The sequence below is a fragment of the Micromonospora sp. L5 genome, from assembly GCF_000177655.2.
GTDB classification, from domain to species: Bacteria; Actinomycetota; Actinomycetes; order Mycobacteriales; family Micromonosporaceae; genus Micromonospora; species Micromonospora aurantiaca.
The window spans coordinates 1,833,106-1,845,311 of record NC_014815.1 but is presented as its reverse complement, the minus strand read 5'-3'; the positions used below and the strand labels follow the sequence as shown (position 1 = coordinate 1,845,311).

Genomic DNA, 12,206 nt, shown 5'->3' with positions numbered 1-12,206 from the left:
CTTTCCTGAGCTTCGCGTCACGCGGGACACGCTAGGCGCTGGGTCCGACAGAAAACCAGCCGACGGGCCGTGAGCTGTGGACGAGCACCCCGCTGTGGACAATAGCCGAACAGGTGTACGACTGGGCAAGCGACACGCGGGATCGACGAAAAGGCTGCTCAGCGTAGTCGGGCGGGCACCCGGTCGGGATACGCGGCGACCACGGCGCGCCACACCACGTGCGTTTGCTCACCGGCCGCGAGCGCCTGCTCGATGGTCCGCCCGCCGAGCTGGGACAGCACCTGGTCCCTGGCGATGCTGGTCGCGTACCCGGGCCCGAACGCCTCCTCCAGCCGCGTCCAGAAGTCGGTCAGCCGCACGTGTTCAGTCCTCCTCGTCGAGTGGTCGCGTGCCGGTACGGCGCAGCGCCAGCGCCACCAGCGGCACCACAGCGATCGCCGCCAGCAGGGTGAGCGTCGGGTACCCCACGGCCCGCATGACGAACCCGCTCGCCGCCGCCGCGCCCGCCCCGGCCAGCCCCATGAGCAGGTCGGACAGGCCCTGAACGCCGGGCCGGTCGGCGGTGGGCACCGACTCCGACAGCAACGTCGAACCCGCCACCATCGTGCCCGACCAGCCCAGCCCGAGCAGCGTCAGCCCCACCGACAGCAGCGCCGTGTGGTGCCCGGCGGTGCCGGAGACCGCGCACGCGGCCAGCAGCAGCGCCACCCCGCCGAGGATCACCGGCCGGCGGCCGACCCGGTCGGTGAGCCACCCCACCACCGGCGACAGCGCGTACATGCCGGCGATGTGCAGGCTCAGCACCAGGCCGACCACGGGCAGCACGTCCTCGTCGGAGTGCCACTCGCCGAGGTGCACCGGCGTCATCGACATGACAGCGACCATCACCAAGTGCCCCACCGCCACCGCGGCGATGCCGAGGCGTGCGGCCGGCCGCCCGCGTACCGTGCGCCACGCGGCGACCATGCCACCGCGGCGGGTGACAGCCGGCGCGGCGCCGGGTGCCGGCTCGGCCGCCGCCAGCCGGCGCGCGGTGAGCAGCGGGTCCGGCCGGAGCAGGACCAGGAGTACGACGGCGGTGAGCGTGAACGCGACGGCGCTGAAGGCGAACGGGCCGGCCAGCGCCGGCAGGCCCCAGCCCCGGGTGGTCTCGTCGGCGAGCGCGGCGAAGTTCGGCGCGGCCACCGCGCCGATGGTGGTGGCCCACACCACCAGCGAGAGCTGCCGTCCCCGGCGTTGCGGCTCGGCCAGGTCCACCGCCGTGTAGCGGGCCTGGAGGTTGGCCGCCGTGCCGCCGCCGAACAGCAGCATGCCGACGAAGAGCAGCGGCACCAGGCGCGTCACGGTGGCGACCACCACCAGCACGCCGCCGACCGCGCCGACCGCGTACGCGAGGACCAGCCCCGGCCGCCGGCCCCGCGCGGTCATGAGCCGGGTGACCGGGATCGCGAGCAGCGCGGCGCCGACCACACCGGCGCTCTGCGCCACCCCGGCCAGGGCGGTGCCGGCGACCCGGGCGGCGAGCAGCGCGCCGACCGAGATGCCGATGGTGACGCCGATGCCGCCGATGATCTGGGTGAGGAAGAGCAGCCGGACGGTACGCCGCTGGATGCCGGCGACGTCGGGCCGGGGCGGGGCCGGCGCGGTCAGGTCGGTGGACATGCGGCGCTCCTGGTGGGGACGGGTGCCCCATCCTCCCGCACCGGCCCGCCCGGCCGGCACCCGGTTTCGCTACAGGCCGAGGCCCCGGCCGATGATCTCCTTCATGATCTCGGTGGTGCCGCCGTAGATGGTCTGCACCCGGCTGTCCAGCCACGCCTTCGCCACCGGGTACTCCGCCATGAAGCCGTAGCCGCCGTGCAACTGCACGCACCGGTCGGCGACCTTGGTCTGCAACTCGGTCGTCCACCACTTGGCCTTCGCCGCGTCGGTCACCGAGAGGCGGCCCGCGTTGAACTCGGTGACGCAGTGGTTGACGAACGTCCGCGCGATGGTGACCTCGGTGTCCAGCTCGGCCAGCAGGAACCGGTTGTGCTGGAACCGGCCGATCGGCCGCCCGAACGCCTCCCGGGAGCGGGCGTACTCGATGGTCAGCGCGAGCAGCTTCTCGCAGGCCGCCACGGCGGCGACGGCGATGCTCAGCCGTTCCCGGGGCAGGTTGGCCATCAGGTGGTAGAAGCCGTGGTTCTCGGTGCCGATCAGGTTCTCCGCCGGCACCCGGCAGTCGTCGAAGAACAGCTCGGCGGTGTCGTTGGCCTTCAGTCCGACCTTGGCGAGCCGGCGGCCCCGGCTGAAGCCCGGCGTGCCGCTCTCCACCACGACCAGGCTCACCCCGTGCGCGCCCTGGTCCGGCGCGGTCTTGGCCACCACGACCACGAGGTCGGCCATCTCACCGTTGGTGATGAACGTCTTCTGCCCGTTGAGGACCAGGCTGTCGCAGTCACGGACCGCGCTGGTGCGGATGCCGGCCAGGTCGCTGCCCGCGCCCGGCTCGCTCATCGCGATGGCGGTGACCAGGTCGCCGGAGCAGAAGCCCGGCAACCACCGCTTGCGCTGGTCGCCGGTGGTCAGCTCGGTCAGGTACGGCGCGACCACGTCGTTGTGCAGCCCGAACCCCAGACCGGTGCACCCGGCCGCGACGATCTCCTCGTCCAGCACCGCGTTGAACCGGAAGTCGCGCTGCCCGCCGCCGCCGTACTCGGGGTCCACGTCCGGGCCGAGCAGCCCGGCCGCGCCGGCGGCCCGCCAGACCTCCCGGTCGACGATCCCGTCGGCCTCCCAGCGCTCGTGGTGCGGCACCGCCTCCCGGGTCAGGAACCGGCGGCACAGGTCACGGAACTCGTCGTGGACGGGCTCGTAGAGATGCTGCTCCATGGCGGCCAGTCTGGCACCGCTCACCCGCGCCGGACAGGGGCGGGCCGGACGGGGTGGCCCGCCGCCGCGCGGTGGACCAGGATGACCGGATGAGCACACTCACGGGGAAGCAGGTGGCCGAGGCCGGGCTGGACGGGTGGACGTACCTGCTGGGGGCGTTGCAGACGCGCATCCGTACCCCCGATTTCGCGGCCGGACTGGCGCTGGTGGCCGCGGTCGGCGCGGAGGCCGAGCGGGTCGACCATCATCCGGATCTGGACCTGCGCTACACCCACGTGGACGTGCGGCTCTGGTCGCACGACGCGGGTGGGGTGACGCAGCGTGACCTGCGGCTGGCCCGGTTCATCTCGGGGCTGGCCGCGGATTCCGGGCTGACCCTGTCGGCCGCCGGGCTGGCCCGCCTGGAACTCGCGCTGGACACCCCGGAGCACGCCGCGGTGCTGCCGTTCTGGCGGGCGGTCCTGGCCTGGCAGTCGCCGGACGGCCGCGGACCGGACGACGACGAGGTACGCGACCCGGACGGCGTGCTGCCGACCGTCTGGTTCCAGCGCTCCGGCCGGGACGAGCCGCGGCAGCGGTGGCACCCGGACGTGTGGGTCGACCCGGCCGAGGTGGACGCGCGCATCGCCGCCGCGCTGGCAGCGGGCGGCGCGTTGGTCAGCGACGCGGAGGCGCCGAGCTTCTGGGTGCTCGCCGACCCGGACGGCAATCGGGTCTGCCTCTGCACCTGGCAGCAGCGCTCCTGAGGAACCGGGGCAGCGGCGGGCGTGGTCCGGCGCTAGCGTGCCCGATGTGGACGCACGCGCGCTGATCGAGGAGTTCAACGCGGCCTGGCTGCGGGGCGACCTGGCCGCGGTGTCGGCCTGCCTGGCCGAGGACGTCACCTACTGCCCGAACGCCTGGGACGGGCCGGCCGGCACGGTACGGGGGCGGGCGGCGGTGGCCGACGTCTTCGCCGGGCAGCTCGGGCCGGGCGACGGTCCGGCGCTCGGCGCGGTCTGGGCCACCGACGACCGGGCGGTCTGCGAGTGGGCCTGGCCGCCGGCCGAGGACGGCACCGTGCTTCGCGGGCTGGACGTCTACCGGGTCCGGGACGGGCGGATCGTCGCCAAGGACGTGTTCGGCAAGATCACTTCTTGAGCGCCTTCGCGGCCACCTTCAGGTCGGCGACCAGGCCCTCGTAGGCCACGTCCTGGTTGTCGGCGCGCAGCACCGCGGACGGGTGGATGGTGGCGAGCAGCCGGGCCGCCGGGGCGTCGGCCACAGTGCCCGTCCGGTCGACCGGCACCCGCTCGAAGTCCTCCGGGTGCTGGGCGGCGGCGGGCCAGGGCAGCAGCTCACCACGCTGCTTGGTCACCCGGAACGACGGTCCGAGCAGCGCCTTGGCGGCGGTGGCGCCGAGCACCACCACGATCTCCGGGCGCAGCCGGGCGAACTCGGCGACCAGCCAGGGCCGGCAGGCGGTGACGTGCACCCGGTCCGGGGTCTGGTGGATGCGCCGCCTGCCGCGCAGCTCGAAGCGGAAGTGCTTCACGGCGTTGGTCAGGTAGATCTGGGCGGGGTCGAGCGCCGCGTCGTCGACGGCCTTGCGCAGCAGCCGCCCGGCTGGCCCGACGAACGGCAGCCCCTTCTGATCCTCGATGTCGCCCGGCTGCTCGCCGACGAAGACCACGCGCGCGTGCTCGTCGCCGCGGCCGAACACGGTCTGGGTGGCGTCCCGGTACAGCTCGCAGCCCCGGCAGTCGCCCGCTGCGGCGCGCAGCTCGTCGATGGTGTCCGCCGACGGCGGGATGAACTCCTGTGCGCCGGGTGCGCTCTCGGTCTCGGCCATGCCGATCGTTCTACCCCGTCGGGCGGCGCGCACGCGAGCGGCCCGCCGCGCTGTCCGGAGGTGTTAAGAAGGGGCCCTTCCTATACCGAATGCGTTAAGAGAGGGCCCTTCCTTCCCGCGGTGAGGGCGTCGGCGAGCGCGGGGACGTCCGCCTCGTCGAGCGCGCTCACCGAGACGCGCACGGCGGGGGCGGCGGCGATCCGGTACAGGCTGCCGGGGGCGAGCGACCACCCGGCGTCGCGCAGCGTCGTGATCGCCACCGTCTCGTCGGGCACCGGCACCCAGACGTTGATCCCGGTACGCCCGTGCGCTGTCACCCCGCGCGCGGCGAGCGCGGCAACCAGCCCGTCGCGCCGCCTGTCGTAGCTGTCCGCCGCGCGCCGTACCAGCCCGGCGGTGGCCGGGTCGCGCCAGAGCGACACGACCAGCCGTTGCAGCACAGTGGAGACCCAGCCGGCGCCGACCCGCGCCCGCCCGGCCACCCGGGCCACTGTGGCCTCGTCGCCGGTCAGCACCGCGAGCCGCAGGTCGGGCCCGTAGGGCTTGCTCACCGACCGGACGAAGGCCCACGCCGGGGTCGCCCCGGCGAGCGGATGCAGGGGTACGCGGGCCAGCTCGGCGGCGTGGTCGTCCTCGATCAGCAGCAGGTCGGCCCGTCCGGCGAGCAGCGTCCGCAGCGCGTCGGCCCGGTCGGCGGAGACGGCGGCGCCGGTCGGGTTCTGCGCCCGGCTGGTCACCACGAGCGCCCGGACGCCGGCGGTGAGCGCCGCCCGGACGCCGCCGACTGTGGGGCCCTCGTCGTCCACCGGCACCCCGACGGTACGCAGCCCGAGCGCGGCGATCAGGTCGAGCAGGTTGGCCCAGCCCGGGTCCTCCACCGCCACCGCGTCGCCGGGGCGCAGGTGGGCGGCGAGGAGCCGTTCGATGCCGTCGAGCGCGCCGCCGGTGACTGTGAGCTCACCGGCGGGCACCCCGTCCGCGGCGAGCCGCTCCCGGGCCAGCGCGGCCAGGTCGGGCAGCACGGCGTCGGTCGCGTACCCGCCGGGGGGTCCGATCTCGGCGGCGAGCGCTGCCAGGTGCGGGCCGAGCGGGGGCAGCAGCCGGGGGTCGGGCTGGCCGGCGGAGAGGTCACGGCCGCCGGGCAGCGGCGGGGGCAAAAGCGCGGCGCGGCGACCGGCGACCGGCGGGCGGGGGCGGACCCGGGTGCCGTGCCGGCCGGCGGTCGCGACCAGGCCGCGTTGCCGCAGTTCCTGGTACGCCTTCGCGACTGTGGCCGGGCTGACGTCCAGCTCGGCGGCGAGCGCGCGGACGGCGGGCAGGGCGTCGCCGGGGGCGAGATCGCCGGTGCGGATGCCGGATTCGACGCTGGCCGAAATCGCGGCGGAGGTCGAGCCGGCGATCTGATAATGTGCTGCCACAGTTCGGAGATTGTACTAGAACAAAGGTGGGATGTCACGTGTACGCCCCGACCGAACGCACCACCGCCACCCGCACCCGCGACCGGATGCACTACGACCGGGCCACCGCGCACGCGCTGCTCGACGAGGCGTACCACTGCGCACTGTCGTTCACTGTGGACGGCGAGCCGCGCATCCTGCCGACGCTGCACGTGCGCATCGGAGACACGCTCTACCTGCACGGGTCCACCGGCAGCCGGCCGCTGCTCGCCGCGCGGGGCGAGGCCGGGCTGAGGGTCTGCGTCGCCGTCACCCACCTCGACGGGCTGATCTACGCCCGCTCCCAGTTCCACCACAGCGCCAACTACCGGTCGGTGGTGGCGCACGGCACCGCCCACCTGGTCGACGACGCCGGCGAGAAGGCGGCGGTGCTGACCGCGCTGGTGGAGAAGGTCGCCGCCGGCCGGTCCGCCGACAGCCGCCCGCCGAACCGGCGCGAACTGGCCGAGACCGCCGTGCTGGCGCTGCCGCTGCGCGAGGTGTCGGTACGGATGCGCACCGGCGGCGTCAACGACGAGCCGGCCGACGAGTCGCTGCCGTACTGGGCCGGTGTGGTTCCGCTGCGGCTCACGCCGGGCCGCCCCGAACCCGCGCCCGGGGTGAGCGCGCCGGTGCCGGCGTACCTGCGTGCGGCCCGCTCGCCGTGGCACGAGCCGGCGGTGCTGCGCGGCGAGCACGTCGTGCTGGAGCCGCTCGACCTCGCCCACGCCGACGAGCTGTACGCCGCCACCGCCGACCCGGAGGTGTGGCGGCACCTGGGCGGCACGCAGCCCGCCGACGCCGCCGGGATGCGCCAGGTGGTCGCCGCCTACCTGGACGCGCAGGAACGCGGCGAGCAGGTGTGCTGGACCCAGCGTTGCGCCGTCACCGGCGCGGTGATCGGCACGACCTCCTACTACGAGATCGACCCGGTCCGCCGGTCGGTGGCGATCGGTTACACCTGGCTGGGCCGCCCCTGGTGGCGTACCGGCGTCAACACCGAGGCGAAGCTCCTGCTGCTGGGCCGGGCCTTCGACGACCTGGACGCGGTCCGGGTGGTCTGGCACACCGACATCCGCAACGAACGCTCGCAGCGGGCCATCGAACGGCTCGGCGCGAGCCGGGAGGGCGTGCTGCGCCGGCACAAGCAGCGCGCCGACGGCTCCTGGCGGGACACCGTGCAGTACTCGATGCTCGCGCAGGAGTGGCCGACGGCACAGGTCAGCCTGCGGGAAAGGCTTCGCCCGACGGCACCCGCGGCGTCATGATGTCCGGCGTGCTGGGGATCACCGACATCTGGACGTACGTGCTGGGCACCGTGGCGATCGTGCTGCTGCCCGGCCCCAATTCGCTCTTCGTGCTGGCCACCGCCGCCCGCCGGGGCGTGGCCACCGGTTACCGGGCCGCGGCCGGGGTGTTCGTCGGCGACGCGGTGCTGATGGTGCTCTCCGCCGCCGGGGTGGCCTCGCTGCTCCAGGCGTATCCGCCGCTCTACCTGGTGATCAAGTACGCCGGCGCGGCGTACCTCGGATATCTGGGGCTGGCCATGCTGCGCGGCGCGTGGCGGCGCTGGCGCGACCGCAACGACCCGGCCACGCCGCGCCTGATCGACGAGGTGGAGCCGGCGGAGCAGCGGGAGCCGTTCCGCCGGGCGCTGGTGATCAGTCTGCTCAACCCGAAGGCGATCCTGTTCTTCGTCTCGTTCTTCATCCAGTTCGTCGACCCCGGGTACGCGTGGCCGGCGCTGTCGTTCCTGCTTCTCGGGCTGATCGCACAGGTCGCGAGCGCGCTCTACCTGACCGTGCTGATCTTCACCGGCACGTACCTGGCGGCCCAGTTCCGGCAGCGCCGGCGGCTCGCCGCGAGCGGCACGACTGCCGTCGCGGTGCTGTTCCTCGGCTTCAGCCTCAAGCTCGCCGCCGGCTGAGGTGTAAGGAAGGGCCCCTTCTTAACGCCTCCGGTAGAGGAAGGGCCCCTTCTTAACAACGCACACGCACGCACACACGTGCACGCTCACGCGCTCACATGCCGTCGCCGCCTCCGCCACCACCGCCGATGCCCGCGCCGCCGGCCGTACCCCCGAGGCCGTAACCCGGCGCGACCGGCCGGTCCGGCGGGCGGCTGACGTGCGCCGACTCGCGGATCGTGGCCGACCAGTCGGCGTGCGCGGCGGCGGCCGCGTGCCTGTCGATGGCGTGCCGCAGCCAGCCGTCCACAGTGGCCACCCAGTCGCGCTTGTCGGCACCGGCGTGCCAGACCCGGAACCGGCTGATGCTCTGGTGGGTGATCCCGGCCAGGGAGAGCCGCCGGTCCAGCCAGAGCAGCACCTCCACGCCGGCCGAGTCGGTCAGCATGATCATTTCGAGTTCGGTCATCGGGCCGGCGTAGAGCGGGGCGGCCCAGAAGCCGTACCACTGCTGGAACGGCAGCGTCTGCTCCACCCCCGGCAGCCGTCCCTCGCGCAGCCCGGCCTGCCGGATCGCGAAGCCGAGCGTGTCCAGCGCGGCGAGCACGTGCTCCTGGGAGGGCAGCGGGTGGATCAGCACCGGCACCATCGCGCCCTGGTCCACCTCCGGATCCACCGACACCTCGGTACGCAGCCCGGTACGCAGGCTCAGCAGCGGCACCCCGCCGTACGTGGTCACCGGCGACTCCCACGGCAGCGGCACGGCGAACTCGACGGCCCGCCGCCGTCCGGCCGGCACCACGAACCGGCCCGCGATCGTCCACGTCTGGAACTGCACCAGGCGGCGCGGCGCCTCCGGGTCCTCCGGTTCGACCTGGGTGACCAGCCCGAGCCGGATGTGCCGGACCGGTACGTCCGACCCACCGGCGGCGAGCGTCACCCGGCCCGGCAGGCGCAGGCCCGGCCGGGTGCTCGGGTTGGGCAGCGTGGTGCTCACCGAGAGCCCGGTCCAGGCGGAGTCCCGCGACACGCCGGTCAACCGCATGCCGGAGCTTTCCCGCTGCCCGCCCGGCCATGCCCGGCCGGAACGGACGCCGGCCGCCGGCAACGGACGCGGGCCGGCGAAGCCGACGCCGGGAAGCGGAAAGACGCCGGCCCGGCGAAGTGGTTGTCCCACCTCGCCGGGCCGGTACGGATCACGACGGTCAGCGCATCCGGCGCCCTCGCGGCACCGGGTCGGTTTCGTCGTCGAACTCGCCGATGACCTCCTCCAGGAGGTCCTCCAGCGCGACGAACCCGATCGGCCGGGTCGGCCCGCCACCGTTGCTCACCAGCGCGAGCTGCGCCTGCCGCGCCCGCATGGCGGCCACCGCCTCGGTCACCGACGCCTCGGCCGGCAGCGTGAAGGCGCTGGTCATCAGCTCCTCCGCGGTCGCCGGGCGGCCGGTGGTGACGGCGCGCACCGCCTCGCGTACGTGCACCAGGCCGCACACCTCACCACCGGTGTCGACCACGGCGAGCCGGGACCGGCCGCTGTCGCGGGAGACGTGCTCGATCCGCTCGGCGGTCTCGCTCCGGCCCACCGTGACGATCTGGTCGAACGGCTCCATGACCTGGGCGACTGTGGTGCCCTGAAGCTCCAGCATGCTGGTCAGCAGCTGGTGCTGCTCGGCGCCGAGCAGCCCGTGCTCCCGGGACTGCTCCAGCAGGATGCGCAGCTCGTCCGGGCCGTGCACCTGGGCGAGCTGGTCCTGCTGCTGCACCCCGAACAGGCGCAGCATCGCGTTCGCGAGCCCGTTGAGCAGGGACAGCACCGGCCGGGCGATCCGGGCGAACGCCCGGAACGGCAACGCCAGCAGCATTGCGGAACGCTCCGCGTCGGTGATCGCCCACGACTTCGGGGCCATCTCGCCGACCACCAGGTGCAGGAACGTCACGAGCGACAGCGCGAACACCAGCGCCACCACGTGGCTGACCGCCTCGGGCAGGCCGACCGCGTGCAGCAGCGGGCTGAGCAGGTGCTCGATGGCCGGTTCGGCCAGCGCGCCCAGACCCAGCGTGCACAGCGTGATGCCGAGCTGCGCGCCGGCCAGCATCAGACTCAGCTCGCGGACGCCGTCCAGCGCCGCGCGGGCCGCCCGGCCGCCACCGGCCGCCGCCTGCTCCAGCCGGTACCGCTTGGACGCGACGAGCGCGAACTCGGCGGCCACGAAGAAGCCGTTGAGCGCCAGCAGCACCACGGAGGAGAACAACGCGAATCCGGGGCTCATGCGGAACCCTCCCCGGACACGGCGGCGGCGGGCCGCAGCCGCACCGAGTCGGCCACGTGCCGGTCCACCGCCAGCACCTCGACGAGCACCCGCGGGCCGCCGGCCGGCTCGTCGCCGTCAGTGGCGACCGGGATCTCCAGCCGGTCACCGACCTCGGGCACCCGGCCCAGCTCCCGCATCACCAGACCGGAGAGCGTGTCGTACTCGGGCGCCTCGGGCAGTTCGATGCCGGTGCTGTCGGCGACCTCGTCGATGCGCCAGCGCGCCGGGACCACCCAGGAGCCGTCCTCCTGCCGGGCCGCGGCCCGGTCCGGCGGGTCGTCCTCGTCGCGGATCGGCCCGACCAGTTCCTCGGCCAGGTCCTCCAGCGTGATCACGCCGGCGAAGCCGCCGTACTCGTCGACCACGCAGGCGAGCTGCCGGTGCCCGGACCGCAGGCGGTCCAGCACCGTCGGCAGCGGCAGCGTCTCGGGCACCAGCAACGGGGGTACGGCCACCGCGTCGACCCGGGTGGTCGCGCGCTGCGCCGGGGGCACCCCGAGCACGTCGGCGATACCGACCACGCCGACCAGGTCGTCGACGCCCTCGGCGCCGCTCACCGGGAACCGGGAGTGGCCGGTGTCGAGCAGCTCGACGATCCGGCTGACCGGCTCGTCGGCCCGGATGGTGTGCACGTCGACGCGCGGCACCATCGCCTCCCCGGCGGTCAGCTCCCGGAAGTCCAGACCCCGGTCCAGCAGGTCGGACATCTCGGCGTCGAGGTGTCCCTCCTCCCGGGACTCGGCGATGATCTGTTCCAGGTCCTGCGGGGTGGCGCCGCTGGGCAGCTCCTCGATCGGCTCGATGCCGATGCGGCGGAGCAGCCGTACGGCGGCCCGGTCGAACAGCGTGATCAGCGGACCGGCGATCTTGAGGTAGATCAGGGTGGACCGGGACAGCGCCCGGGCGAGCGGTTCGGCCCGCGCGATGGCCAGGTTCTTCGGGGCCAGCTCGCCGAGGACCATCTGCACCACTGTGGCGATGATCAGGGCGAGGGCCACCGACAGCGGCAGCGACACCGAGCTGGACAGCCCGGCCACGCCGAGCAGGTCGGCCAGCCCGGCACCCAGGTACGGCTCGGCGACGTAACCGACGAGCAGGGCGGTCACTGTGATGCCGAGCTGCGCGCCGGACAGCATGAAGGAGAGCCGCCCGGTCACCTCCAGGGCCCGGGCCGCGGCACGGTCGCCACCGTCGGCGAGCTGCTTGAGCTTGCCCCGGTCCACGGCGACGTAACCGAACTCCTGGGCCACGAAGTAACCGGTGGCGGCGGTGAGGACGGTGATGAGAAGGAGACCGACGAGGATCAACACGGGAGGTTCAGTGCTCCCGGGGTCGTCGGGGAGGGAATTCGCCGGGTATTACCCGGCCGGCTACTGCTGCCCTCCGGGGCAGGAGAGTCGATCATGCGGCCCATTTTATCGGTACCCGCTGGACGTTCGCTGAGGGTGCCGGGAAGCCTCCCGCACGTCCGGTTCAGCGTCCGGCCAGCTCGTCGGCGTCCAGCAGCGTCCGGTCGACCCGCCCGGAACGGTACGCGGCCCGGCCGATCATCTGCGCGGCCACCGGCGCGGTGGAGAGCTGGAAGATCGCCACCAGGACGAGCATGCCCAGATCCGAGGGGGTACGCAGACGCAGCGCCAGCCCGGCCAGCAGCAGCAGGACGCCCAGCACCTGCGGCTTGGTGGCCGCGTGCATCCGGTCCAGCACGTCCGGGAAGCGCACCAGCCCGATGCCGGCGACCAGGGCCAGCACCGCCCCGACCAGCAGCAGCATCCCACCGACCCAGTCCGCCACGGCGCTCATGCCGAGCCTCCTTCCGTTCGCGACTGCGGGGCTTGCAGAACCGG

General features: G+C 73.9%; 12 protein-coding genes and 1 pseudogene. 4 read left to right on the top strand and 9 right to left on the bottom strand.

Features of this window, described 5'->3' with window-relative positions; translation table 11 throughout:
- Positions 1-158: 158 nt before the first annotated feature.
- The 3 genes and pseudogenes from ML5_RS09000 to ML5_RS08990 form a co-directional block, all read right to left on the bottom strand.
- Positions 159-359 (bottom strand): DUF3046 domain-containing protein, encoded by a 201-nt coding sequence (locus tag ML5_RS09000; protein WP_013284728.1) that lies wholly within the window; start codon positions 357-359, stop codon positions 159-161.
- Positions 350-1,662 (bottom strand): annotated as a pseudogene (locus tag ML5_RS08995) (MFS transporter). Before ML5_RS08995 ends, ML5_RS09000 begins: the two are co-directional and overlap by 10 nt.
- A 69-nt stretch (positions 1,663-1,731) precedes the next feature.
- Positions 1,732-2,874, bottom strand: coding sequence for an acyl-CoA dehydrogenase family protein (locus tag ML5_RS08990; RefSeq protein WP_013474473.1), 1,143 nt, complete (start codon positions 2,872-2,874; stop codon positions 1,732-1,734).
- An 89-nt stretch (positions 2,875-2,963) separates the two neighbouring features.
- Here ML5_RS08990 and ML5_RS08985 point away from each other — a divergent pair, with 89 nt between their 5' ends.
- Positions 2,964-3,620: a 4a-hydroxytetrahydrobiopterin dehydratase gene (locus ML5_RS08985; protein ID WP_013474472.1), complete on the top strand. Its 657-nt coding sequence runs from the start codon at positions 2,964-2,966 to the stop codon at positions 3,618-3,620.
- A gap of 46 nt (positions 3,621-3,666) precedes the next feature.
- Positions 3,667-4,014: a nuclear transport factor 2 family protein gene (locus ML5_RS08980; protein WP_236619382.1), complete on the top strand. Its 348-nt coding sequence runs from the start codon at positions 3,667-3,669 to the stop codon at positions 4,012-4,014.
- On the opposite strand, the gene ML5_RS08975 is transcribed toward ML5_RS08980, so the two are convergent.
- Positions 4,004-4,705 carry a UdgX family uracil-DNA binding protein gene (locus tag ML5_RS08975; RefSeq protein WP_013474470.1) on the bottom strand — a complete coding sequence of 234 codons (702 nt, stop codon included), beginning with the start codon at positions 4,703-4,705 and terminating at the stop codon, positions 4,004-4,006. The two genes, ML5_RS08980 and ML5_RS08975, sit on opposite strands and share 11 nt — an antisense overlap.
- A gap of 80 nt (positions 4,706-4,785) precedes the next feature.
- Positions 4,786-6,123 carry an aminotransferase class I/II-fold pyridoxal phosphate-dependent enzyme gene (locus ML5_RS08970; RefSeq protein WP_013474469.1) on the bottom strand — a complete coding sequence of 446 codons (1,338 nt, stop codon included), beginning with the start codon at positions 6,121-6,123 and terminating at the stop codon, positions 4,786-4,788.
- A gap of 38 nt (positions 6,124-6,161) precedes the next feature.
- On the opposite strand from ML5_RS08970, the gene ML5_RS08965 reads away from it, so the two are divergent.
- On the top strand, positions 6,162-7,409 hold the full coding sequence (locus tag ML5_RS08965; protein WP_013474468.1) for a bifunctional pyridoxamine 5'-phosphate oxidase family protein/GNAT family N-acetyltransferase: 1,248 nt from the start codon (positions 6,162-6,164) through the stop codon (positions 7,407-7,409).
- The gene (gene leuE, locus ML5_RS08960) at positions 7,406-8,068 is read left to right on the top strand and encodes a leucine efflux protein LeuE (RefSeq protein ID WP_013284720.1); all 663 of its coding nucleotides are present in this window, start codon (positions 7,406-7,408) and stop codon (positions 8,066-8,068) included. The genes ML5_RS08965 and leuE overlap by 4 nt, the downstream gene beginning before the upstream one ends.
- Positions 8,069-8,162: 94 nt before the next feature.
- Here the strand turns inward: leuE and ML5_RS08955 are convergent, their stop codons facing one another.
- The 4 genes from ML5_RS08955 to mnhG all read right to left on the bottom strand — a co-directional run bounded on the left by ML5_RS08955 (position 8,163) and on the right by mnhG (position 12,162).
- Positions 8,163-9,092 (bottom strand): sporulation protein, encoded by a 930-nt coding sequence (locus ML5_RS08955; RefSeq protein ID WP_013474467.1) that lies wholly within the window; start codon positions 9,090-9,092, stop codon positions 8,163-8,165.
- Between the two features lie 160 nt (positions 9,093-9,252).
- Positions 9,253-10,317, bottom strand: coding sequence for a hemolysin family protein (locus tag ML5_RS08950; protein ID WP_013284718.1), 1,065 nt, complete (start codon positions 10,315-10,317; stop codon positions 9,253-9,255).
- Positions 10,314-11,669, bottom strand: coding sequence for a hemolysin family protein (locus ML5_RS08945; RefSeq protein WP_013474466.1), 1,356 nt, complete (start codon positions 11,667-11,669; stop codon positions 10,314-10,316). The genes ML5_RS08950 and ML5_RS08945 overlap by 4 nt, the downstream gene beginning before the upstream one ends.
- A 163-nt stretch (positions 11,670-11,832) precedes the next feature.
- A complete protein-coding gene (gene mnhG, locus ML5_RS08940; protein WP_013474465.1) occupies positions 11,833-12,162 on the bottom strand; it encodes a monovalent cation/H(+) antiporter subunit G in 330 nt (109 codons plus the stop codon).
- Between the last annotated feature and the right edge of the window lie 44 nt (positions 12,163-12,206).